The organism is Acinetobacter sp. YH01018, assembly GCF_013420295.1.
Taxonomy (GTDB): Bacteria; Pseudomonadota; Gammaproteobacteria; order Pseudomonadales; family Moraxellaceae; genus Acinetobacter.
On record NZ_VOYL01000004.1, the window covers coordinates 18,172 to 43,548 of the forward strand.

Consider the following 25,377-nt stretch of genomic DNA (forward strand, 5'->3'; position numbering starts at 1 on the left):
TAATTTTCATAAATCAGGCTATTTTGCTGTTTTTATCTTCAGTAAAACTGCCTAAAATAGCATCAAGCCGTAGTATAAATTCGGCCTCCGGCTTCCAATGATAAAAGCCCTGTTGCGCCTGCCCATTCATGCCGCGCAAATACAGATAACTTGCGCCACCCAAATGTTTTTCAATGTCATAATCCTGCAGCTGTACCGTTAAATAGCGATGCAATGCAACCAGATACAAACCAGCCTGTAGCCAATAGCTGGCATGCGACATGCTCTGCTTAATTTCCATCTCAACATAATGCGATTGATCGGTGCCTAAAAAGTTACTTTTATAATCGGCGATGTGATAATGCTGGCCATCAAAATACACCAAATCGATGGAACCGGTGAGATAGCGTGCAGAATTGGCCGGGTTAAAATCTAGCATCTCAATACCATGTTCTGCATAGAGCTGATGAATACGCTGGATGGCCAAAACATGATCTGACAAGGACAGATAAAACGGAAATTCAGCCAGATATTCATGTTCATTCAGTTGATTGAGCTGAAAATCCTGATGTAAGGGTGTCGTTAACACCTCGGCTAGCCATTCACTCATCCAGCCAATCAGCTGTTCTTCATCGACCTGCTGAAACTCCTGCTCATATTTTAACGAAAGTTCTTGCCACAAAGCAGGATAATCATTTTTAAAACGGCGTCGGATTTCCAAAGACCAGTCTTGCTGATCTTTAAAATCAATATGTTCGAAAATTTCATGCAGGAATGTTCCTGCCACTGTGCCCATCGGAAAATTGCGTTTGATCCATGCCAACGGTTGGTTGGCAACAATCTCAATTACTTCAATCACATGGATTTCATCTGCGGCACTTGGCATTTGCTCGGTATTCACCGCCAGCGCATCCATAGCCTGTTTACGGCTTAAATGCTGGGCCAAGGCACTGAAACTGGTTTTGGAACGTGGATAAAAGCGCTGACTAGGGAATTGCAAAGCCTGTAAAGGCAAAAGTTCCTGCTGCTTGGCTTGCAGCTTGACCGGTCTTTCAATCAGTAATGCTTCTTCAGCACTGGCGGGATGCTCAAAGTCTTGCCCGCGCCAGAAAGCCAAACCATGATTGGACTTGCCTTCCTGATCCTGTAACAAGGCATAAACCCGATGGCTGGCCCGGGTCAGGGCCACATACCAAAGCCGATGCTGCTCTGCGACAGCACGGGCATTGTGCTGATCAATTGCGTTTTGATCGAGCAAATGCTTGTCATTCACCGCAACCACACGCTGAATATCCACTTTCCCGGTCACCGGATGAACATGTTCTACCGTGGAAAAGTTTAGGGTTTTGTTCATTTCCCTAAAATCTTTATCTGCCCCAAGCAGGAACACAATTTTAAATTCCAGTCCTTTAGACTGGTGAATGGTCATCAGTTGCACCCCTGCCTCATTGGACAGTTTGCGTTCCAGTTCCCACTCACGTTCCGCTGGAGATTGCAGCTGTTTCAGATACCAATGATAAAGCTTTTGCGCGCCCTGATACTGTTCACTGTGCTGACATAATAATTCGGTCAGATGACGCAGATTAACCACGCTACGTTCATTATCGCGGCTCTGGGTGGCCACCAGGTTTTTCCAGACCTGAAATAAATTCAGACAATATTGCCACGCGGTTAAAAAGCCTTTTTGCAGCCACATTTCCCGAATGCAATCAAAGTTGTAAATGAACTGGCTCAAACCATCGGCCTGGGCTGCAAGCTGTATCAATTGCTGCAAATTAAAGCCTAATAGACGGCTGAGTAAAGCCCGCTTGATTTTGCCTTCGTCATAAGGATGCATAATGGCTGCCAGTACCGCCCCAACATCTTTGGCAATAGCATGATCAAACACACTGCGTTTCGATGGACGATTGACCCGAATGCCCAGACGCTCCAATTCATACTGGGCTTTATCCAGACCATCATGGTTTTTCGATAAAATTGCGATGTCATTTTCAATCAGATATCTGGGACCAGTTTTTTCCGCCAGATAGAGTTTTTCTTCAATGCCCTGATTGAGTAAATCACGAATTTTCCAGGCGACCTGAATCGGCTCGTCCTTTTTATCATTCAGCAACAGCCAGCGCAGCGGTTGATGATTTTCACCCTCTGCATCGATGAGTGCCGGATGAGGACGCGAGCCGGCTTCAACTGGGCTATAAATCACCTCTTCACCAAAGTCCATCTGCCGCTGAAACAGGGCATCCACCGCCTGCACCAGCACTTTAACCGAACGGTGATTATGGCGCAGGCTGTATTGCCGTCCCTGTTTGGACAGCACATCGGCACGGGCTTTGTTATAGGTCAGCATGTCGCCGCCACGGAAACCATAAATCGCCTGTTTCGGGTCACCGACCATGATCATGCAACCTTGCATATAGCGCTTCTGGTCGCGCCAGATCCGCGCCAACATATTGTCCTGATCCTGATTGGTGTCCTGAAATTCATCTACTAAAATCAGGGGATAACGTGCCTGCACAAACTTGGCAAAGCGTAGTCCCTGCTCACCTTGCAAGGCTTCTGAAAGAGTACGAATTTGCTGGGCAAAAGTGGTTTCGCTTTTTTGCTGCAGCACTTGCGGCAAGCGTTTTTTGACTTCTTTACTTAAATAAAACTTCAGATAGGCATCCAGCAAATCCAGATCCAGATTGAGCTTGGACAAAGCTTCGCAAAAACTTTTTAGCGCTTGCATCACTGAGTGCTGTTCAAACTGATGCAATACCTCTTCTGCACATTTATTCAGGACTTTTTTCGTTGCCAGATCGGTCAGATTTTTCAGGGTCGTTTCAAAATGCGGGGCAAATAAGGCATAGCTGCGCTGTTCAGCCAAAGCCTGAATAAAAGCCGGTAAATCCTCACACAGCGTACGCTGCATCATGCTATCAGTGCGCCATTTTTTGCCAATGACCGAATGATACTGACCATCTGCGGAATAATATTCACTCAATCCGGCAATCAGGCTTAAATCCAGCTGGATAAACTCATCCACCAACTGCTCAAACTGCTTTAAATCCAGCTCGGGCGCCTGCACTTCCTGAAACTGTGCCGAAGCAAAGTTCAGGCTATTTTCCACTACTGGCACATAAGCTTCCTGTGACTTCAGCTTTTGATTCAGTAGCAAATAGTCCACCACATTTTGTGGCTGCAACTGAATCCATTCACGCAGCACATCATGAATCAGCTGGTAAGTATAGCTTTTGGCATCATCGGTAATATCGGCCCGTTCAATTTTGCCGCTTTCAAAAGAAAACTCGCGCAACAGCTTTTGGCTAAAGCTATCCAATGTACCGACAAACACTTCATCCAGCTGGTCAATCACCAGTTTTAAACGTTCCCGGGCAAAATCCACTCGCGTAGCATAGTCACTCAGCACCTTTTGAAATAAGGGATCTGTTTCAGCGGCAATTTTGGCCTGAATTTCAGTCTCGGTCAGGGTCTGACAGCGTTCAAAATAACGCAAGGTTTCCACCAGACGTGCCCGAATACGGTTTTTCAGTTCTGCAGCGGCGGCACGGGTAAAGGTGGTGGCAATCACCTGATTAGGCAGATATGGCCCGAGAAAAATCCGCACCATCAGACTGGACAGGGTAAAGGTCTTTCCGGTACCGGCCGAAGCCTCAATCCAGTGCAAACCCTGGAATTGCATGTCGACAATCGGGTTAAAAGACATTTGAGTTAATATTTGGGGAGAATTCATCTTATTTTTTATTCTTCAATGGCCTGTTGATGCATAAATACCGGTTGATAGAGCTGATAGGAAAATTGTGCGCAGGCATCTTCCAGCAATGCAGTTGCATCCTGTTCCTGTAAAATAAACTGCCAGTCGCGGTGCATTTGGGTGGCTTCATTATCCGCCACAGAAAAGCCGCTGAACTTGCCATCTTCATGCCAGTCTTTATAGATCACATCCATATCGTCAATGCACATCTGGTTCTGCTCATTGGCTTGCCAGTTATGCTGTTTGTCTTTCTCAGCAATTTTAAGCAGCAAGGCCGCAGGCAACACCAACGGCTGGCTTTGTCCATATTTCCAGGCCGCCAGCCAGTGATCCAGCCATTCACGGGCTTTATTGGATGTCACGCCATGACACAAGATGGTCCGGTCACTAAACACCACAATCCGCGCCAGTTTTTCGCCACCATCACCCAGATTCAGATAAGCCAGCCAGAGCAGATATTCCAGCCAGACTTTGGCACGGCGCTTGGCACGCGCGCTTGAAGCATCCAGACTGACCCATTTTTCTGCGCCATTTTTCGGCAAATGAATGTTCATATACATGTGATCATTCACCTTCCACACTTGCTGTGTGGTCGGAGTCACTTCAGGGGCATATTTCAGCAAGCGGTCTTTTAAACGCTGCTGTTCAACCAGACTCATTTGCCAGCTGCTTTGTTGCAGTTTGCCTATCGGCAGCTGATCCATCAACAATTCAGGTTGAGCAGTCCCCTCCTGTTTTTGCAGAAACTGGCGCACGGCATAACGCCCCAAACCATCCAGCAACAAGGGTTCCTGTACCGCAGGCAGATCTTCAGGGCGCAGGTTTTCCACCCCCAAGGTTTTTAAATATAAACGTGCCGGAAACGTCACATCCTGAATCCATTGATGACTGTCCAGCACCAAGACATCCTGCTGCAGATGCTGATAAGGCGTATTCACCCAAGATGAACGCTGTCCGGTGGCATGCCGAATCTGTCCCGCTATACAAAACCACTGATCCTGATAACGCACCGGTCGGGCCGATTCAAAGCCCAGTGGATCAAAAGGTAATAAGGGATGCACATGATACAGCGAGCGTAGTTGTTCAGGCACCTCTACACCGCCGATGATTACCGTTTCATCGGCTTCCGCATCGGGCCTTTTGTTCTGCACAATATAGGCCAGATGCTGTACCAGTTCCTGTACCACAGTGGATGGATCACGCACTTCACCATCGTTAATGTCGAAGCCATTATAAAACAGCCACAGGTTGTCCTGCGCCAATAGCAGGTGATCTAAAAATGCCCCCTGATCATCTTCCAGACGGGAACGGTCGCCGAGCTGCGGTTTGAGCAAATCCATCAAATCAAAAGGTAAATGCTGGCTACGATTGGGAAACTTACCACTGTCCAGTCCCAACATCACAATCAGCTTATACGGCACAGGACGAATCTGCCCGATCTGGCTAAAAGTAATCTGCCCGGTCGGTTCAGCATGGTCCAGCTGCATTTCCAAGGTGTTATTAATTTCTGCCAACAGATAAGGCAGAGGCAGGCTTAAACTGCGCAAGGCATGATGATCGTGCTCATCGTAGAAACTGGCCAGTGTCAGCATTCGTTCCTGTTTTTTAATGATTTTATACACGGTCGATAATGACTCGACGCCAGTTTCTTCAAACTCGGCAAGATCCTGCATCAGGCGTTTTAGCCACTGCTCTACAGGGACATTTTGTCCTTGCTCATGCGCAATCATCCAGTCCCGGCGCGCGTCAAAATCCTGATAAATCTGGATCAGCTTGCCAATCAGCTCAAAATCGCTGGGCAGGACCTGGGCAAAACTGAGCGTGCCCTGAAACAGGCGATGCTCAGGAATGGCAATCCCCAAGGCCAAACGGTCGAGCGCAAATTTAAAACTAAAACGATAGTCTTCATCGCCTTCGCACAGGCTACGCTTTAAATGCTCGGCATCCAGTCCGCGTTTAAAACCGGCAGCAATCAGCAATTCCGTAATGCGTTCAATGGCATTGACGTCCAGACTGTAACGCTGCTGGGTCGCGCTTAAACTCAGCCAGTCGGCAAAATCTTCAATACTGAAACGCCCCTGAATCAGTTCAATCCGGCCCAGTACCGCTCGCCAAGCATTCAACGCATCCAGTTGTGCCACACCGGCAATTTGAATGGGCAGATATACACTGTCTTTGGACAGTTGATGACTGCTGCCGGCTTTATGCTGAATCAGGTCACGTTCGCTGGGTGGCGGTGCAAATACGCTGCGGATCAGCGGTTCAAGCTCGCTTAAGCTTGGGCTGAGCACCAAAATATCACTGGGTCTACGCGGTGCTTCTTTGGTGCCCTGTGCCAGCCAGTGAATCAGCTGTTCTTTTAACACTTCCAGCTGGCGCAAACTGGAATGGCAAACATGAATTTGTATCGAATCATCCTGTTCATCCAGTACATATTGATGCTGCTCTGGCTCCACCAGATACAAAATATCAGACTGGATTTTACCGAGTAAATTCGCTTTATATTCATCAATAAAGGCATCTGCCCAGACCCCATCTTCCCCCGAAGATAAATTCGATAACAGGGAGAAATGGTCACGCGCCTGCTTGCCAAAACGGGTCAACAAAGGATGACGCGACTCGCGCTGTTCTGCATTGAAATTTAAAGTAAATTCCTGGAAAAACTGTTCAATGTCGGCATCACTGGCTTTGGGGTTTTTCGCAATAAAGCGTTCTTTGACCCTGAGGTCGTAACGTGCTTTCCAGTTCGGATCGACACTGTCGGCCCAATATTCCTGTGAAGGGTTGTAATGCAGAATATAAATATCAAGGTACTGCCCCAGACGGCGTAAAAACTCCAGCTGCATGGGAGGCAAATCCAGCAGGGTAAAAATTACCAGTTGTTGTGGCAATTTTTTTAATGCTGCCTTGCGGGTCTCAGGATGATCCAGCGTTTCCCAGAACATAGCATCAATACTCTGCATCTGTTCAAAGTCCTGATGAAACACTTCCTGCCACAGCCAACGCTGCCAGGCTTCCAGTTCACGCGCCTGATTCAGGGTAAATTCAGAAATGTCGCTATTGGTTTTAAAGAACATGTCCTCAATCGGAAGTTCTTTATTTTGTCCCCAAGCCTGCAGCCAGTTAGTTGGACAGCTGCACATATTGGGAGGGCAATTTTTCTGGCAATGGCCGCGATATTCCATGTAATGGCTAAACAGGCGTGATACCTGCTCTGCCACCCAATACAGCATGCCCTGCTTTTTCAGCTGCTTTTCAATGCCCTGTTCCAAACGGTCGGCGCTGTCATAAATCCGCTGTACGATGGAATATAAAGGATGATCAAGCTGTAAAGAATTTTTTTCGCCCTGAATAAAGGCTTTTAATGCCTGAAACACGCGCCACTTGATAATAATTCGTGGAATATTGGCTTTACGCACCTGCTCTTTTTGATCGACCAGCACCCATTGATAGGCTGACCATTGGAAACCACGAATCCGGTGATGAAACTGGGTATTGGCACTGATGCCTTTTTGCTCTGCCAGCTTTTGGGTCAGCCAGGCTTCAACCGCATGCGACGGCACAATAAAGTGTTGAGTTTGCAGCAGCTGAAAAGGTGTTGTGGCAGGCTTATTCACGGTCGTCAGCATGGCGTGCACCAGCACGTCTATACGCTGACTTTGAATCACATGAATGGCCATGACTGCATTACCCCAATATTTTTTAAAAAATGAAACGCCTACAAAAGCATAAAGATTATTTACTATACAACGGCGTCTGTCTATGTCAGTTTTAACTGCACATTAGCTTTAAAAAGGCTTTGAAATTCACACCTTAATGATGGTTGAATAGAACAAATAACACAAAATTTAAGGTATTTACATGATGAAAATAGATAAAATTCCAGACACAATCGATCCTCAGTTAGACTTGGAAAGCATTCGGGCAGAATGCCTGGAACTTGTCAAAAAACGTGCTTACTGTTCTGCAGGTGCAGCCGTCATTCCGGTTCCATTTCTGGATGTGGTCATCGATGTCGGAATTTTGTCACAACTCATTCCGGAAGTGAATGCACGTTTTGGTTTGGCTCCGGAACAAATCAGTGTCTATGACCCTGAAACCAAAAAAGTACACTGGCATGAACTGCGTAAACGGGGGGTAGAATTTTCCGGCCTGGTGGTGGCACGTACCGCAGTGAAAAAATCCCTCAACAATGTGGTAGCAAAGGTCATCACCAAACAGGTGACTAAATTTATTCCGCTAGGTGGTCAACTTGTTGCTGCAAGTTTAGGCTACATTGTGATGAAGAAAGTCGCCGAAGCTCACGTAGAAGACTGTTACAAAATTGCCAAAGGGATTCAACAAAAACAGCAAGCCCAAGCGGCGAGTTAATCATCCCTCGCTCTATTAATAAAAAATTCCGCTTGCAGCTGAGAACCTAATTGGTTCTCAGCTGCTTTAAAATGGTTCTTAATATTTCTAAACGTGCGGTATTTTTGTCATCGTTGGCAATAATATGCCACGGTGCATAAGTGGTGCTGGTATGTTCGAACATATCCGCAGCTGCATCCAAATAAGCATCCCATTTTTCCCGATTGCGCCAATCCTCTGGAGTGATTTTAAAGCGTTTGTTTGGCGTCTCTTCACGGGCTTTAAAACGGGCGGCCTGCTCATCCTTGCTAATCGCCAGCCAGAATTTGATCACTACAGTTTGACTATTGGCCATATCCCTTTCAAAGCGGTTAATTTCATCATACGCCCGCTGCCACGCATGCTCACTGACCAGTCCCTCCACGCGTTCCACCAGCACCCGTCCATACCAGGAACGGTCAAAAATCCGGATGTCTTCATCAGTCTGCAACTTGGTCCAGAAACGCCACAAATACGGATGACGCATCTCATATCGTTCAGGAGCCGAAATACTATGAATGTCATATTCCCGCGGATCAAGATTTTTCACCAGCCGTTTGATGGTACCGCCCTTGCCTGCCGCATCCATACCTTCAAATACAATAATGGCTTTACGGTCATCAAAACGTAGCGCCTCGGCCACTTTTACAGATAGTTCTTTCAGCTCTTTTTTATAGTCTTCTTTGGTCGTGGACTGATTTTCTGGATGCAGCAACAACTCTGGAACAGGCGCCTGTTCCCATTCGGTTTCTACTTCGCTCAAATGCTCCGGACAGTTTTTCATAGCCGCCAAAATGATCTGTGCAAATTGTTGATTACGTAATTTTTCATCCTCGCAATCAATGATGTTCCAATCCTTGGTAAAACGCTGGCTGAGCTTTTGCAAACTGTCGTACTGCTTTTTATTACGCCAGTCCAGACCATGTAATTTATGCCAGCGCACTTCATGGGGATCCAGATTATCCATTCGCTTTTGCAAAGATTTCCAAGACAGATCAAACCAGACCTTCACCACATCGACATGATTATTTTTTAAGTCCTGCTCAAAAGCCTGCATATTGGCAATATAGGTATCAAACTGCGATTCATCCAGAGGCTTGGATACATGCAGGGCGGTGGCCAGCAAATCACTATACCAGTTGCCAAACAACACCATGAGCTGGCCTTCGGCAGGAATAAAGCTTGCATACGGCTGCCAGTAGGTCTGTGTGTTATTGAACATGTTGGCGGCATCAGCCTTAACCAGTAAATAACGCGGATCGACCCATTCACGCAGCTGCTTCACCGCCTCGCCCTTTCCAGCCAGTTCAATGCCATTGACCAGCACCAGTACGCTTTTGGCATTACTCTGACCACGGGTATTTCTTAACTGATATTGTGCTTCAATCAAATTCAGGGAAAGTTCATCTTCATCCAGCAGCAGATTTTTTGTTTTTTTCAGTGTCATCTTTTCCCCTATCCTTTTTTCTAAATTTCAGTCTATTCAAGCATAATCCTAGACTAAATTTGACCACATAGTGTTTATGTTGCTCAGAATTGCTGCGATTCCCGGCAAACTGACTTAATTTAAACCATTTTTCTTGCTGTTTGTCATAGCGACTTTGCCCGTCTCGCTCTAATATTTAGCCATCTAAAAAATAATAGAGACACAGCATGTCTAAACTGGCTGCATTGGATGATCTTTTAGAATTGTATTATCAATTGAATTATCATCAAAATCCTGACATTTTTCGGCGCCTGCAAGATGTACAGGCCTGGCAAAAACAGCGCATGCAGGCCACCCATAGTAAACAGTTTGCTGAAAAGCAGAATGTATTGATGTCAGAGTATTTTCTGAACCGTCTCTATGGCGGTCCAGATTTTGACGCACTGGCTGAGCAGATTGCCCGCTTGATGAAATATGCACACAAGGCTGAAAAGCTGATTCCTGAAAATGCGGTGAAAACAGGCACATCAGGGGTATCTTTAGCCATTTTGGCGGTACAGCTGGATGAACAAGTGGCCATGCAGCTACTTGAAGATTATCATCCGCACGAAGCTTTAAATGATGAGATGATGCGTTTGACTTATCTTAAACTCGATCAGGGGCAGTCTCGTTTAAAACAGCTGGATTTACTCGACCAGCTGGGTTTTAGCCTGGATAAATACATGCGCTCGTTTATGGTTCAGGCTGCATTTAAAATGTGTAAGGGAGCAGCCAGCAAATATAATTTCAACATCATGTATGAATTTATGCAGGATGGCTTTTTGGCCATGAAACCGTTAAAGTCAGCTGAGAAATTCGTGAAGGATTTTACCGCAGTTGAACGTCAGATTATCCATAAGGTTCACGCAGGCGATCCTCACCCGTTTCAGTAAATTATGTTGTGATGGAAATAACAAATTGCGCAGTGAATAAAAACACAGAGCAGATTTTATGTATATTATTCATAACAATTGCATGCGGATTGCTGTACAACGTCCTAGAATCTGTCATCATGCAAGCACTGCAACATTAACCCTATTTTTATGTTAGGAGTGACTCTAATGTCTAACGAAAAGCAAACGCCTCCCTCTACCCCTGAGTCGGCACAAAATACAGACAAAGTGAGTCCTTTCTTAACTGAGCCTCTTCCGCAAGGCACTGCCCAAGGTCAGCAACAATCTTTACAACAACAGTTAACCGATACGCCAGTGACCGGTTCAGTACCCAAATACAATCTGCCTCGTGGCGCCAACACTGGTAATGTCGGTCCGACTACCCACTTCGGTTACCAGACCGTCAGCAGTGAAGATAAAGCCCAGAAAGTGGCGGAAGTTTTCCATTCAGTCGCCAGCAAATACGACATCATGAATGACCTGATGTCATTCGGTATTCACCGCTTATGGAAACGTTTTGCCATTAATATGTCAGGCGTACGCCGTGGTCAGCATGTGCTGGATATTGCCGGCGGTACAGGGGACCTGGCCAAAGTCTTTAGCCGTGAAGTCGGTCCTACCGGTCATGTGGTATTGTCTGACATTAACGAGTCTATGCTGAACGTCGGTCGTGACCGCCTGACTGATGCTGGCTGTACCAATGTAGACTTCGTTTTGGCCAATGCTGAAACACTGGAACCCTTTGCAGACAACAGTTTTGACTTGTTGACCATCAGCTTCGGTTTACGTAACGTGACCGATAAAGATGCTGCGCTGGCTGCCATGTACCGCGTGCTTAAGCCAGGTGGCCGTTTGCTGGTACTTGAATTCTCTAAACCGGTGTTTGAGCCATTCTCTAAACTGTATGACCTGTATTCATTCACGGCTTTACCGATTATGGGTAAAATTATTGCCAACGATTCTGAAAGTTATAAATATTTAGCCGAATCCATCCGTATGCACCCAGACCAACGCACATTAAAAGGGATGATGGAAAATGCCGGCTTCCAGAACTGTGATTACCACAACCTGACGGGTGGTATTGTGGCGGTTCACCGCGGCTTTAAACTTTAAGGTTTTATACTATGTGGTCGATTCTGGCACTGGGTGCAGTTGAACGGTTAATTCATCATGTGATTGATCTGGATGCCATTACCCGCATCCAGCTGAATCAGTTGCAAGGCAAGATGCTGCGGGTGGTGATTGACTCACCGCAACTCTCTGTTGATGTGTTTTTTGACGAAAATAAAGTGCGCCTAAAACCGACCGTCACCGGTCAGGCAGAACGTCCGTCCATTTTTGAGCAACGCCCGTTTGACCCGCAACAAACATCTATTATGCCAGCCACCGCAACCTTACAGGTTAAAAATGTGGTTGAGCTGATCAAACTGCTGCTGGCAGATAATGTGGGCAATATTCCGCTACAGGGTGACTATCACCTGCTACAGGATATTCAGCGCATCATGCAACAAGCTGAACCTGATCTTGCTGCCCATTTAAGTCCCTGGATTGGTCCTGCCCTTGCACATGAACTGGGTAAAATCCAGCTGGCACCAAAACATTTAAAACGTTCCTTAGAAAGTTATTTATTCTTTGCTGAAGATGCGTTAAAAGAAGATACAGGTTTATTTGCTGCACGTTGGCAAATGGACGATCTGCAACAAGATACCCGAATTTTCAATCAAAATTTAGACCGTGCTGAAGCCAAGATTCAACAGCTTCAGGCACAGATTGATGCTGATTCAGATACACCCGCTTCATCTCAAGACTAGGTAATTACATTTATGATTCCGCACGTTTCACGTTTACTCGAACTTTGGCGCATTGCCGCGCACTATAGACTCGACACGTTGTTTCCTGCGGAAGAATTACCGGAAAAAGCCCGCCATGCTTTAAGTTTCATTCGCATGCACCCTGCGGCATGGTCAAGCCGTGAACGTAAAAATCCCCTCAAGCTGAAACAGGCTTTAGAGGAAATGGGACCGCTGGCGATTAAATTGGGACAGCTACTTTCTACTCGTCGCGACCTGATGCCACCTGAAGTGTTACAACAGCTGGTATTACTGCAAGACCGAGTCAAACCATTTGACAATAGCGTTGCCAAAACCCGCATTCAAGAATCGCTCAAAGCCGATGTCAACACGCTGTTTGCCCGCTTCGATGCGCAACCCTTGGCCGCTGCCTCGATTGCACAAGTACATACTGCAGCGTTACATGATGGTCGCGAAGTGGTGGTGAAAGTTACACGCCCCAATATCCGCACTCAAATTCTGCAAGATTTTGAAATTTTGGACTGGCTGGGAGCAGCGCTGGAAAAACGTCTGGAAGCAGCACGTGCCCTGCATTTATCGGAAATTATTCAGGACTATCGTCAGATCATTTTAAATGAGCTGGATTTGACCCTAGAAGCCGACAATACCCGTCGCATGCGCCATTACTTCACCGGCTCTAGCATGATGTATGTGCCTGAAGTGTATATGGACAGCAAAGATGTCATGGTTGCTGAACGCATCACCGGGGTTCCGATTTCTGATACCGCGACTTTTGACCAGATGGGTATGAATCGTGCGGACCTGGCAGAAAAAGGCCTGACCATTTTCTTTACCCAAGTGTTCCGTGACAACTTCTTCCATGCCGACATGCATCCTGGTAACGTGTTTGTCGAAACCATTAATCCAGCTAATCCACGCTTTATTGCACTGGACTGTGCGATTATGGGTGAGCTCTCCAAGCATGACCAGATGACCGTAGCACGCATGTTACTTGCGGTCATGAACAGTAACTTTATGCAGCTGATTCAGATTGTGCACCAAGCTGGCTGGATTCCACCGGGTACCGACCAGGATGCTCTGGCCCGTGAAATGCGTCGCACCGTAGGTCCAATGGTATCAAAACCGATGAGCGAGTTGGACTTTGCCGGCATCCTGATTCAAGTGATGGATATCGCCCGCCGTTTCCATCTGGAAATTCCTCCGCAGCTGATGTTATTGCTGAAAACACTGGTTCATGTAGAAGGTTTGGGCACCGACCTCTACCCGGACCTTGATATCTGGAAACTGGCGAAACCGATTCTAACTGACTGGATTAAAGTCAATATGAATCCAGTGAAAAACATGAAGGAAATTGGTCAGCAAATTCCAGACCTTCTGCTGGGTGCACAGGATTTACCAAGTCTGATGATTGACAGCCTGAATGGTTTAAAAAACCAGTCCGCCTGGCATTCCAAACAATTGCATGAACTGCAAAGCATGCGTCTGCAAATGGAACATCAGCAAAAACGCAGCTGGATTTTTGGCAGCATTATGGCCATTTTGCTATCCATTGCGATTATTGCACCATGGTATGTATCTATTATTCTGATCATACTTGTGAGCTTGCTGGCTGTCTGGCGAATTGCGAAATAAGATTCTCTATTCAAAAATAATATCAGCCCGTTTATAATGGGCTGATTTTTTTCATAATATCTAAAGTGATTATTCAATTATTATTTATAATGATTTGTTGCATTTAGTTCAATTTAGGTGTTTTTTTCACTTATTTTTTAACCATTTTTTTGTTATAAAGTTAAGCATCACTCATAACTAAAACTTAGGCTTTAGGGAATACTATGTTCAATCGAACTTTTAAACTAACAACATTAGCAATTGCAACTTCATTATTGGCGGCTTGTGGTGGTGGGGGAAGTAGTTCGTCTACGCCTGCTGCACCCACTATTAGCGGTCTGGCTGTAGATGGGCCACTAGCAGGTGCTACAGTAACTTTCACTGAATGTAATAATGCTACCACAACAACAAAAAGTGACGGTACATTCACCTTCCCTCAAGGCTGTACATCAAGTCCTGTAACCATCACTGGTGGTATCGACACAGCGACTGATTTACCGTTTACTGGAGAAATTAAAGCGCCAAAACGTACATCAAATGAGCAAAACACCATTGTAGTTTCGCCAATTACTACACTCATTCAAGCCAGTATCACAGCGGGTGCTACACCTGAAGAAGCAACCACAAAAATTGCAACGGCTTTGGGCTTAGCAGGTAAAGATTTACTTTCAGTAGATCCAATGAAAGATCAGGCTGTCTATGCAAAGACGGTTGCAGTACAACAAATGGTTGAACAGATTCAAACCGTTGTCGCGTCTCTAGGCGGTAGCACCACTCAAGCGGACTTAAATACTGTAGCATTTTCTGCATTACAAACTGCATTATCTGCTCCTACCTCAGATAATAACTTAACAAGCACAGCTACAATTACAGCTGCAATTTCGGCAACTGTAGAAGCAGTAAAAGAAGATTTACCAGCCGAAACTGCGGCAAACTTGGCAAATGTACAAACCAACCTCGCAGCTTTAAGTGCAGAAGTCATTTCAAGCAATGTTCAATCTGTAGAAACTGCGATTCAAAATGTACCTGCTGCGACATTCAGTCAAGGTACTGAGAGTATTAAGGCAGCGACTGAAACCGTAGTTGTTGAAGCCAAAGAGTCTATTGCTGTGGAAAAAATTGTCACTGCTTTGGCACCTGTCCTAACTCAAGCACCTGCTCAAGTTGAAGATTCACTTAAAGCAATCAGTACAGCTGTTGCCGATCCTACTGCTCCAACATCTAATACTGCCATTGCGAATGCAATTACGCAGATTCAAACTAACGTTCCAACAGTGACTCTTCCAGCTGAAACAACTACATCTGTTCAAAATGCAAATGATTTCTATGCAGACTATTTAGAATTGAATGGCTTTAATGTACAGGGTGTAAACCAAACGATTACAGCACTAAATGCTTCTCTCACTAACCCGATTCAAGTAGCAAGTTTAAATAACCTTTTGGTGGGTATCACTCCTAAAGGTACATATGCAACAACGGCTAGCCCAATTGTTGCTACTGCTGCATTAAACATTAATACTGGTACTAAAACATTAACGATCTCTGCAAATAAGTTAAATCTTAACTTTAATGCAGGTACATTAACTGCAGCTACCATTCCAGCAGGTACAGAGATTAAGGTTGATTCAACAATCAATAGCTTAAAAACTACTTTCACCATAAACGCTGATAAAGATGTACTGAGTAACGGTAAAATTGCGCTAAATACAGCGACTTTAGGTTCATTGTCAGCATCTTTAGCAACTCAGCTCAACAATTTTAGCTTAAAAGGTGACACAGTTACCATGACTGCAGTCCTTAAAGCAACACCTGTTTTCGCTATTACTAAAGCTGATGGTTCTCCAGTCCTCGCATCTAAATATACTTTAGGTACAATTGATGGATCAGGTGTATCGGCTAAATTTAAAGTAACGCAATAATTGAAACTAAAGAGCTGCTGCAAAGCAGCTCTTTTTTATCATCTGGAAAAAATATGAAGAAAATATCTGCCATTCTGGGATTATTTTTAGGTGGTACTGCTATTGCTTACGCTGCTCCGAATGATCCGTATCTAAATGCAAAAAACTTTAATGCTCCTGCTTCTACACTGCAAATAGATCTTGCCGTGGACGCAGTCAATGACAGCATTGATATATTTAATATGCGTGAAAGCGAAGGGGTCAGTGATAGCTCAGCTGGAGATTACCAAGGTTTTCATTTGTCTGGTCAGTATGAACTAAATCCCCAGTGGTCCATTGAAGCAAGCTACTGGCAACGTGAAATTGAATACCGTCAGGATAGCAACAAAATTGACAGTGCCTTGCTCGCCTTACGTTACACGCCGGAACTACAGCTGAAAAAGCGCGATGCATTAAGTTTCCGTGCCAGCCTCTGGGGTAATACTGCAGATACCCTATCTAAATCCAGTCCAACCTTGGTGAATCAGCAAACCTTTAATCAGGTTCAGGTACACAGCCCAGAAGACCTTCAGCTACAGCTCGATGCCATCTTCTCGCGTAAACTTGATCCGATGAACCAGCTCAATGCTTTTGCCAGTGTAGGTTATAGCAAAGTAAAAGTCAGCAATGTTGACCTTCAGGCTAAGCTGGCAGGCTGCTTAATGGACATCTCAGTCAATGACAGTAATCAATATAATGCACAGTTGGCTCAGCCTTGCTCAAAAGATGGTATTACTATCAATGAGTTGAACATTCAAGGTAATGCCAACGAGTTTGGTTTTGATATCGAGAAAGACCTGAATTACGATAGTTATTATGCAGGCCTAGGCGGCTCATGGAACTGGCGCTATAAACAGTTTGAAAGCCAAATTGCCTATCAATATCAGCGTTTATGGCGTAACGATATTGATGATCGCGTGAGTAATTTTGGTAATACCGCGATTAAAGACAACCATACACTTGGCGTAAAATTCAGCTACGATTTCACTCCACAGATCACTGCTTTCTTGCAGGGTGAAATCTATCAGAACAACTTTGTTGGCAATATTCCCTTTCTCTATAACGGGGTCACGGCATCACGCCTAGATAAACGTTATGGACTGGCTTCTTTAGGGCTCAATATCCGTATGTTCTAGGCTTAAAATCCTTTTAAAAAACCGTTTATCGATCCGCAGCTTTACGTAAGATGCGGATTTTTATTTTTACTGACTCATCAGTCATTCACTGAATGATCTCGCCATTGTTGCGTACCCCAGACAGATTAGAATAACAGTACACCTGTAGATTGAATGATAGATCATGATGCAAATCTTGCAAAAACGCCCTTCTTCTCTAAATGTCCGTGCTGGCCGGTTGGCACGCCAACTCATTGAAAAAGAAGGTTTGCAGGCGAATTTTGTCGATATTGTTCCCGGTGCAGCAGGTGGCCCCAAAGGCCTTGGCATTCAAGGCCTCGATCAAGCCATTTTTGGCGATTTCCTGGCACAAGCGCCACGGCGCAGAACCTTAATTGGTTCATCCATCGGTAGCTGGCGCTTTGCCAGTATTGCTGCATGGGGTGCGAAGGAAGGCACCGAACGCCTTGCGGAGCTTTATACCAACCTGCATTTCCATAAAAAAATGTCACGGCAGGAAGTGGGGCAAATTTGCCATAACATGCTGCTCGATCTGGTGCAAGGCAAAGAACAGCAGCTGGTTGAGCATCCGGACTATCATCTGACCGTCATCTCGGTCAAAGCCCAGCACATTTTCCAGAGTGACAGATCCCTGCCTTTACTGGCATCGGTTGCCGGCATTATTGGCAGTAATGCCGTGGCACGTAAGCACAACCGTCTGTTTATGCAAAGGGTAATCAGCCAACCGGAAATGGGGACACAATTTAAAGTCGATGATGATTTTACCACGCATTATCAGCCTTTAAATCTCAGCAATGTCACCTCCTGGCTGATGGCTTCTGCGTCTATCCCTGGAGTGATGGCGGCAATCCGCGATATTCCCGATGCACCGAAAGGCAGTTACCGTGATGGCGGTTTAATTGATTATCACCTTGATCTGCCGTTTCAGAGCCAAGGCATTGTGCTATATCCGCATTTTAGCGACAGCATTACTCCGGGCTGGTTTGACAAAATGTTGAAAAAGCGCAAGGCTAATCCGGAAAATCAGGCACGCACCTTATTGCTTTCCCCCTCAATCGAATATTTACAGTCCCTACCACTCGGTCGTTTGCCGGATCGTAAAGATTTCACTTTAAAAGGGCTGGACCAGAAACAGCGGATTCAAATGTGGAATCAGTCGATAGCAGAAAGCCAGCGCATGGGGGATGAGTTTTTGGAAATGGTGGAAAAACAGAATTTTCCGCAGCTGATGCAGGATTTATAAAATCAAGTAGAGGAAAAACTATAGGCGCTTGATTAAGTGAATCAGTTTATTTTCCTATGCTTGGAATATTATAAAATTCTTGGTGAATAAAGCATCTGAACCGTTTGAATCAGAAATCAAAAGGTTCATACGTATATTTTTTTCTCAAACAGTCGCTAATCACGTACACTATACAGCTGCGATTTTGATTCGCTGTTTTCCATTTTGAACATATTTTTGGTGAAATTCTCATGAACAACGCGCAATGGCTCGATGAAGTAAAATTTAACGAACAAGGTCTGATCCCTGCCATTGCCCAGCATCATCAAAGCGGACGTGTCCTGATGGTGGCCTGGATGAACCGTGAGGCTTTGGCACTCACTGCCGAGAAAAATCAGGCCGTATATTTCTCCCGTTCACGCAACAAGTTATGGCACAAAGGTGAAGAATCCGGTCATTTCCAGACTGTGCATGAAATCCGTCTGGACTGTGATGCCGACGTGATTGTGTTGCAGATTGAACAGCACGGCGGTATTGCCTGTCACACTGGTCGTGAATCATGTTTTTATCGCAAATTGACCGCAAATGGCTGGGAAATTGTCGATGCACAGTTGAAAGATCCAAGCCAGATTTATGCTGAAAAATCAACCAATCCACATACTCTGGCCATGAATGCCTCGACTGCCCAGTCTGAAGAGGTCGAAGTTCTGGATTATTTGGGCCAGATGATGGCAGAGCGCAAGAAAGCCGACCCGGATTCATCTTATGTCGCCAAACTGTATCACAAAGGCTTGAACAAAATTCTGGAAAAAGTCGGTGAAGAAAGCGTTGAAACCATCATCGCAGCCAAAGATTTTAAATCTGAAGCCAATACAGACAATAAAAACGACCTGATTTACGAAGTTGCCGATTTATGGTTCCACACCATTGTGATGCTGGGTTATTTCGACCTCGACCCACAACTGGTATTAAACGAGCTGGCGCGTCGCCAAGGCCTGTCTGGCCTGGTGGAAAAAGCCAATCGTCAGCATTAATTCAGTCTTTACCGTGTCAGTATCTAAAAAGCCTAATCCCACCTATGAGCAAGCGCTTGCTATAGATAATGCACGTCTAGGCAATTCCTTCAAAGTGATTGCCTATGCTGGCACAGGTAAAACCACTACCCTGCAAATGATCAGTGATGCCATGCCCGAGCGCCGTGGCATGTATCTGGCATTTAACAAAGCCATTGCAGCAGAAGCACAAAGTAAATTTCATCGCAATGTCGACTGCCGGACCTTTCACTCGCTGGCTTTTCGCAGTGTGCCACGCGGTGTCACCGACAAACTGCGCTTGCCGCGTTTAAGTCCGAGCTTTATTGCCAAGGAATACCGGCTACAACCGATTACCCTGCGCCGAATGATGGGCGGCCGTTATGAAAAATATGTCATGATGCCGTCACGTCTCGCCAGTCTGGTAGCCAATGCCGTCAGCTATTTCTGCTCAACCAGTTCGCAGTATCCGGCACCGCGACATCTGCAGGCACCGAGCTGGTTGCATCCAGACGATATTGAAGAATTGCAGAAGCATCTTTATCCGGCCATTGAACGGCGCTGGTTAGAATCGATTGATCCCAATCATCAGGCCGGTATTGGGCATGATATTTATCTAAAGCTTTGGGCCTTGTCTGAACCGAATATTCCTGCAGACTATGTATTGTTTGATGAAGCACAAGATGCCGACCCGCTTATGCTCGGAATTTTGCTGCGTCAAAGAAATACCCAGGTCATTTATGTCGGCGATGCCCATCAACAAATTTATGCTTGGCGTGGTGCGGTCAATGCCATGCAACAGCTACCGCTGCCTGAATCGCGCCTGACCACCTCGTTCCGTTTTGGTGAAGAGATTGCCTTAAATGCCAACGCCATTTTAGGTGCATTAAACGAAACCGTGCCCTTGCTCGGCAACCCGTTACTGAATTCCAAAGTGGTGAATAAACCGCATACCAAACAGCGCGATGCAATTTTGTGCCGTACCAATGCCCGCGCGATGGAATTGCTGCTTTCAGGACTGGTGCATGGTGACAAGGTCAGTTTGCAGGCCGATCATGTCAGACTAAACCGTTTTGTTGATGCAGCCAGTATGCTGAAACAGGGCCGCCGTGTCACCGATGTACCCGAACTGGCTTGGTTTAATTCCTGGCATGATGTGCATGAATACTGTGAAACTAATGATGGCAGTGACATTAAACCACTGGTGAAACTGGTGGATGATCACGGCACCGATCCATTAAAACGGGCGCTGGCCAAAATCACCCCGATTGAACAGGCCGACTACATTATTTCGACCGCACACAAAGCCAAAGGCCTGGAATGGGACCGTGTGCATATCGAAGATGACTATCAGTTTAAAGTCAATGAAAAAGACCATAAAATTAGTGACGAAGAGTTACGATTGCTTTACGTGGCTTGTACACGTGCTAAAGTAAATTTAAATATTCACCACATTTACGATTTGCTGCAACAGCTGAAAAAGCAAATGCCGGTCTCGCTGCGGAAAGCTGTGGGAGAATAAGTTTCGCTTTAGCTGCAAGGCAGGTGTTTTATGAAAATTGACTCCATTCAACTCAAACATGCACTTCATTTTGCCGATCTCAAGCTGAAATTTAATGACAAACCCATCACCCTGATTTTGGGCGATCAAAGCTCCGGTAAAACCGGCATTTTAAAATTCACCTATCAGGCACTCACCTGGTTTGCATCCCGTTATAAAGACTCGCGTGCTGCCGGTGTGGTCATGCAGGACCAGGACATCATGTTTACCCGCCTGCAATCCAAAATTGATATTCGGGTTCAGATTCCTCCAGATATTGGGACTTTAAATGCCTCTAGCGAAGCTGGAGACAAGCCCCTGACGACGTGTGACTGGCAGATTTATAAAACTTTAAATAGTCATGGCATTGGCACCAGCAAAGCCGAAACCCAGCAATTAGACAATCTGGTGGAACTCTATCATAACGCGCTGAAGCACGATCAGCAGCAAGGCTTGCCCTTAATTGCCTATTATCCGGCAGAACGTTTTGTCCATGAAATGAATATTCAGAGCAAAAATAATCCTGTGGTGTTTCAGACTTCACATGCCTATGAAATTTCCAGCATTCCCTATACCACCTTTAGCCGTTTCTTTGAATGGTTTCGTGAAATCAGCGATATTGAAAATGCTCAGATTGCGCAGCTGTTTCAACAGCTCATTACCAATTCGTCCATCCAGAAAAATAAAGACAAAGATTTTTTACAGCAATTGGTCAATGCCCAAAAGCAAATGAATGCGCCGAGTCTGGACGCTTTAAAACAGGCTTTGAGCACCGTTCTTCCCAATTTTGAAGACATTTATGTGCAGTATCAGCCTAAATTGCAACTGATGGTGAGTTATGCGGGAAAAATCATGCTCTATCAGCAACTTTCCAACAGTGTTAAAAACTGGATCGCCCTGATGGGAGATATTGTACGGCGTTTGTGCCTGCTCAATCCCAAAAGTTTATATCCCTGTCTGGAAGGTGACGGCATTTTGCTGATTGATGCCATTGATCACCAGCTGGATCAAAATACCTCGCAAGTGATTTTGCAGCGCCTGCATCAGGCTTTTCCGCGCCTGCAAATTATTGCCACTGGCAACCGCACTGAATTATTGGAACATGCAGCTGAATATCAATGTTTAAAACTGGAGCATAAACAGCTGTTTGATATGCAGCTACAGCCGTTACAGGAAAAGTTTGACACGATTTATGAAAATCTGGTGTTTAATGAGGAAGTGATTGAAGCCGATGCCTTAACTGAGCCTGAATCAGAAAGCATGACCCCACAAAGCCTGTTAGAGCAGATCCAGCAATATTTAACACCCGAACAACAAACAGAATTATTGCACTTAATGCAACAGCAGGATGACACCTCTTCCTCTCATCCTATCTCATGACACAACAATTTGAATGGTATTCGAAAATACTCAGTATCTCTTTAAAAAATCCTGTTTAGCATTGTATCTGGCTAAACACGCTACGCCCCTCAAGCATGCAGGGGCGTATAATAAGTCAGGCAAGTATTTATGAAATGTTAACAAACCCAAGTGTGCGCGCAAAAATAATTGATGTTGTTTTACTCATGCAATAAGATCATGTATATTTAAAGTTTAATAGTAAAATCCGATTCTACTATGACTTTTTTACAGGTTGCGCAACACAGCTTGTTTTTCATTTTTTAACTCAAACCGGCTTTCAAGATTGAGAAGTTTGGATTGTTCTTTGCATTCCTGTAATCGTTGGAAGATAAGATTCACGCTTAGGTGTTTATAGCCTAACTCACGACTTTGGATATGAGTGTGCTACCGATTATTATTTTGCTACCGTTAGTACTAGGCACAACCCTTGTCTCGTGGCTGAAATTTTCACGCGGGCTAACGGCTTTAGCCGCCTTAGGGGTCAGCCTGAGTAGTCTGACCCTGTTACTGCTGGAAGCCAAAGATGTGTTTAATGGCGTAACCATCACACAAACCTGGGCCTGGTTACCCCAGTTAGGCATTGACTTAAGCTTTCGTCTGGATGCCTTAGGCCTGTTGTTTTGCTTGCTGATTAGCGGGATCGGAACGCTCATTTATATTTATGCCTATTATTATTTAAATCCTAGAAATTCTCTGAGCAAACTCTATCTTCTGCTGATGCTGTTCATGGCCTCCATGCTCGGGATATCACTTTCTAACAATTTAATTTTACTGCTTATTTTTTGGGAACTGACCAGTATTTCCTCCTTTCTGCTGGTCGGTTACTGGAGCAATTACGAAGCGGCACAGCGCGGTTCACGTATGGCTCTGACCATTACCGGCATGGGCGGTCTGGCCATGCTGGGCGGTTTCATTCTGCTCGGCCAAATCACCGGAACCTATCAGATTGACCAGATTTTGACGATGAAGGATCAAATTCAAAGTCACTCATTATTTGTTCCAAGCTTGCTGCTGATTTTACTGGGTGCCTTTACTAAAAGTGCACAGTTTCCGTTTCACTTCTGGCTGCCGAATGCCATGGCAGCTCCGACGCCAGTTTCAGCCTATTTGCACTCTGCCACCATGGTCAAAGCCGGAATTTTCCTGCTGGCACGTTTTACGCCAATTTTTGTCGGTGCAGCGCTGTATCACAATATCGTGACTTTCGTGGGCTTGTTCACCTTATGTATGGCTGCCTTCTTTGCCATTTTCAAGGAAGACTTAAAAGGCTTATTGGCTTACTCCACCATCAGTCATTTAGGCTTGATTGTGTGCTTACTGGGATTAGGTTCACCACTGGCAATTGCTGCTGCCATTTTCCATATTATTAACCATGCCACCTTTAAAGCGGCTTTGTTCATGATTGCCGGGATCATTGACCATGAAACCGGAACCCGTGATTTGCGTAAACTTAGTGGGATCTGGCAACTCCTGCCCTTTACTGCCACCCTGACCATGATCACCGCCGCCTCTATGGCCGGTGTGCCACTGACCAATGGCTTCCTGTCGAAGGAAATGTTCTTTACTGAACTATTGGCCAGTCTTTCAGGTCCTGTGCTTATTGTTTCTGCCATTCTGGCAACCCTGGCCGGAATTTTTGCCGTGGCTTATTCGGTCCGTTTAGTGCATGGGGTATTTTTTGATGGTCCAATTGGTGCAGGGGTCCCGAACCGGCAAGCACATGAGCCGCCGCTGGGCATGCGTATACCCGCCATACTGCTGGCGGTTTTATGTATTCTGGTCGGCCTTGTACCTGCGCTGCTGGTGGAAAACATTGTCAATGCAACTGCACGTGCCAGCACTCAAGTGTCTGACTTTGCCGGTAGCCATTTAGCCATCTGGCATGGTTTTAACCTGCCTTTAGTGATGAGTATTGTGGCACTGCTGGGCGGGATCATTTTCTATTTTGCTTTGGCCAAAGGCGGTCGCATTCGGGAAATTGATCTTGATCCTATCTTGGGCAAATTCCAGGGTAGAGTGCTGTTTGATTTATTTTTAAAACATCTGTTACTGAGTTCACGCAAGTTCAAACGGCAAACTGAAAATGGTTCACTGCAAAGCTATCTGATGTGGATTGTACTGTTTAGTGGTGCTTTGCTGACTATGCCCTTTATCAATCAAGGCCTGACCACTGGTACACGTGAACTCATCCATGCGCCAGCAATTGCCATTGTGTTGTGGCTGCTCTTGTTCTCAGCCTGCTGGATGATGCTGTGGTTTCACCATGAACGGATTAAGGCCGTGCTGATTAGCGGTGCTGTCGGACTTGTCGTGACCCTAGTGTTTGTGACCTTGTCTGCACCTGATCTGGCATTGACTCAAATCACGGTAGATGTAGTCACTACGGTATTGCTGCTGATGAGCCTGTCCTTACTACCACAACTCACTCCTTATGAGTCCAGTGTGTCACGGCGCTGGCGCGATGCCCTGATTGCCATGGGTGGTGGTCTGGGGATTGGCTGGATTACATGGCTAATGCTGACCCGTGACCACAACTCGATTTCATGGTTCTTTCTGCAGCAGTCACTGCCACTCGGTGGCGGTTCCAATGTGGTCAACGTAATTCTGGTCGACTTCCGTGGTTTCGATACCTTTGGGGAGATTACCGTACTGGGTATTGCTGCAATTGGCGCACTGTGTTTAATGGATGGCATGCGTGCGCACGGCACCACCATTACCCAGGGCCTGACCTACCGCTTTAATCCCTCTCCGCTGATGTTTCGTATTACTGCATCCTGGGTATTGCCTCTGGCGCTGGTGGTGAGCCTGTATATCTTCCTGCGTGGCCACAACTTGCCCGGTGGTGGTTTTATTGCCGGTCTGATTACCGCTTTGGCCCTGGTGATCCAGTACATTGCCTTAGGACAAGACCAGGCTGAACAGATGCTCAGAGCCAAATCCGGCCGCTTATATGAAATCTGGATTGGTTCAGGTCTAAGCATTGCAGGACTGACCGGACTCGCTGCCTGGTTCTGGGGACGTCCATTCCTGACCAGTGCCCATGTGCATATCGCTCCACCCCTGTTAGGTGATATCCATTTGGCATCCGCTGCATTATTTGATGTCGGGGTCTATGTCACCGTCGTGGGTGCCACCATGTTGATGATTTCCGTCCTGGGTGACTCACGCCACTCCAGCATGTCTGGTCCAGTATTGAAGGGGGAATAAA

At 45.7% G+C, this 25,377-nt stretch carries 15 protein-coding genes; 12 read left to right on the forward strand and 3 right to left on the reverse strand.

What is annotated here, in order from left to right:
• Positions 1-13 precede the first annotated feature (13 nt).
• Positions 14-3,712: a UvrD-helicase domain-containing protein gene (locus FTT83_RS02455; protein ID WP_180176186.1), complete on the reverse strand. Its 3,699-nt coding sequence runs from the start codon at positions 3,710-3,712 to the stop codon at positions 14-16.
• Between the two features lie 8 nt (positions 3,713-3,720).
• Positions 3,721-7,413: an exodeoxyribonuclease V subunit gamma gene (locus FTT83_RS02460; protein ID WP_086195231.1), complete on the reverse strand. Its 3,693-nt coding sequence runs from the start codon at positions 7,411-7,413 to the stop codon at positions 3,721-3,723.
• A 184-nt stretch (positions 7,414-7,597) separates the two neighbouring features.
• On the opposite strand from FTT83_RS02460, the gene FTT83_RS02465 reads away from it, so the two are divergent.
• Positions 7,598-8,104 (forward strand): hypothetical protein, encoded by a 507-nt coding sequence (locus tag FTT83_RS02465; RefSeq protein ID WP_180176209.1) that lies wholly within the window; start codon positions 7,598-7,600, stop codon positions 8,102-8,104.
• Between the two features lie 46 nt (positions 8,105-8,150).
• On the opposite strand, the gene FTT83_RS02470 is transcribed toward FTT83_RS02465, so the two are convergent.
• Positions 8,151-9,569 carry a phosphate--AMP phosphotransferase gene (locus tag FTT83_RS02470; protein ID WP_180176187.1) on the reverse strand — a complete coding sequence of 473 codons (1,419 nt, stop codon included), beginning with the start codon at positions 9,567-9,569 and terminating at the stop codon, positions 8,151-8,153.
• A 206-nt stretch (positions 9,570-9,775) separates the two neighbouring features.
• On the opposite strand from FTT83_RS02470, the gene FTT83_RS02475 reads away from it, so the two are divergent.
• From FTT83_RS02475 to FTT83_RS02525, 11 genes are all read left to right on the forward strand, one after another.
• Positions 9,776-10,480, forward strand: coding sequence for a hypothetical protein (locus FTT83_RS02475; protein ID WP_086195229.1), 705 nt, complete (start codon positions 9,776-9,778; stop codon positions 10,478-10,480).
• 168 nt (positions 10,481-10,648) lie between these two features.
• Positions 10,649-11,593: a bifunctional demethylmenaquinone methyltransferase/2-methoxy-6-polyprenyl-1,4-benzoquinol methylase UbiE gene (ubiE, locus tag FTT83_RS02480; RefSeq protein WP_086195228.1), complete on the forward strand. Its 945-nt coding sequence runs from the start codon at positions 10,649-10,651 to the stop codon at positions 11,591-11,593.
• An 11-nt stretch (positions 11,594-11,604) separates the two neighbouring features.
• On the forward strand, positions 11,605-12,291 hold the full coding sequence (locus FTT83_RS02485; RefSeq protein ID WP_086195227.1) for an SCP2 domain-containing protein: 687 nt from the start codon (positions 11,605-11,607) through the stop codon (positions 12,289-12,291).
• 12 nt (positions 12,292-12,303) lie between these two features.
• Positions 12,304-13,923: an AarF/ABC1/UbiB kinase family protein gene (locus tag FTT83_RS02490; protein ID WP_086195226.1), complete on the forward strand. Its 1,620-nt coding sequence runs from the start codon at positions 12,304-12,306 to the stop codon at positions 13,921-13,923.
• A gap of 203 nt (positions 13,924-14,126) precedes the next feature.
• The gene (locus tag FTT83_RS02495; RefSeq protein WP_086195225.1) at positions 14,127-15,821 is read left to right on the forward strand and encodes a hypothetical protein; all 1,695 of its coding nucleotides are present in this window, start codon (positions 14,127-14,129) and stop codon (positions 15,819-15,821) included.
• 53 nt (positions 15,822-15,874) lie between these two features.
• Positions 15,875-16,975 carry an autotransporter outer membrane beta-barrel domain-containing protein gene (locus FTT83_RS02500; RefSeq protein ID WP_086195224.1) on the forward strand — a complete coding sequence of 367 codons (1,101 nt, stop codon included), beginning with the start codon at positions 15,875-15,877 and terminating at the stop codon, positions 16,973-16,975.
• Positions 16,976-17,138: 163 nt separating this feature from the next.
• The gene (locus FTT83_RS02505) at positions 17,139-18,218 is read left to right on the forward strand and encodes a patatin-like phospholipase family protein (RefSeq protein ID WP_180080178.1); all 1,080 of its coding nucleotides are present in this window, start codon (positions 17,139-17,141) and stop codon (positions 18,216-18,218) included.
• 230 nt (positions 18,219-18,448) lie between these two features.
• The gene (gene hisIE, locus FTT83_RS02510) at positions 18,449-19,231 is read left to right on the forward strand and encodes a bifunctional phosphoribosyl-AMP cyclohydrolase/phosphoribosyl-ATP diphosphatase HisIE (protein ID WP_180080181.1); all 783 of its coding nucleotides are present in this window, start codon (positions 18,449-18,451) and stop codon (positions 19,229-19,231) included.
• 13 nt (positions 19,232-19,244) lie between these two features.
• Positions 19,245-20,750, forward strand: a complete 1,506-nt coding sequence (locus FTT83_RS02515; RefSeq protein ID WP_180176188.1) for a 3'-5' exonuclease — start codon at positions 19,245-19,247, stop codon at positions 20,748-20,750.
• Between the two features lie 30 nt (positions 20,751-20,780).
• Entirely contained in the window at positions 20,781-22,148 is a 1,368-nt protein-coding gene (locus FTT83_RS02520; protein ID WP_180176189.1) for an AAA family ATPase, read from the forward strand.
• Positions 22,149-22,538: 390 nt separating this feature from the next.
• Complete coding sequence (locus tag FTT83_RS02525) at positions 22,539-25,376, forward strand: monovalent cation/H+ antiporter subunit A (RefSeq protein WP_086195219.1); 2,838 nt, start codon at positions 22,539-22,541, stop codon at positions 25,374-25,376.
• Position 25,377 lies beyond the last annotated feature (1 nt).

Bases quoted from the DNA above. Each gene is read 5' to 3' on its own strand.
- FTT83_RS02465 (WP_180176209.1), top strand. From the start codon at position 7,598: ATGAAAATAGATAAAATTCCAGACACAATCGATCCTCAGTTAGACTTG.
- FTT83_RS02475 (WP_086195229.1), top strand. From the start codon at position 9,776: ATGTCTAAACTGGCTGCATTGGATGATCTTTTAGAATTGTATTATCAA.
- FTT83_RS02485 (WP_086195227.1), top strand. From the start codon at position 11,605: ATGTGGTCGATTCTGGCACTGGGTGCAGTTGAACGGTTAATTCATCAT.
- FTT83_RS02520 (WP_180176189.1), top strand. From the start codon at position 20,781: ATGAAAATTGACTCCATTCAACTCAAACATGCACTTCATTTTGCCGAT.
- FTT83_RS02460 (WP_086195231.1), bottom strand. From the start codon at position 7,413: ATGGCCATTCATGTGATTCAAAGTCAGCGTATAGACGTGCTGGTGCAC.
- hisIE (WP_180080181.1), top strand. From the start codon at position 18,449: ATGAACAACGCGCAATGGCTCGATGAAGTAAAATTTAACGAACAAGGT.
- ubiE (WP_086195228.1), top strand. From the start codon at position 10,649: ATGTCTAACGAAAAGCAAACGCCTCCCTCTACCCCTGAGTCGGCACAA.
- FTT83_RS02470 (WP_180176187.1), bottom strand. From the start codon at position 9,569: ATGACACTGAAAAAAACAAAAAATCTGCTGCTGGATGAAGATGAACTT.
- FTT83_RS02505 (WP_180080178.1), top strand. From the start codon at position 17,139: ATGATGCAAATCTTGCAAAAACGCCCTTCTTCTCTAAATGTCCGTGCT.
- FTT83_RS02495 (WP_086195225.1), top strand. From the start codon at position 14,127: ATGTTCAATCGAACTTTTAAACTAACAACATTAGCAATTGCAACTTCA.
- FTT83_RS02500 (WP_086195224.1), top strand. From the start codon at position 15,875: ATGAAGAAAATATCTGCCATTCTGGGATTATTTTTAGGTGGTACTGCT.
- FTT83_RS02455 (WP_180176186.1), bottom strand. From the start codon at position 3,712: ATGAATTCTCCCCAAATATTAACTCAAATGTCTTTTAACCCGATTGTC.
- FTT83_RS02490 (WP_086195226.1), top strand. From the start codon at position 12,304: ATGATTCCGCACGTTTCACGTTTACTCGAACTTTGGCGCATTGCCGCG.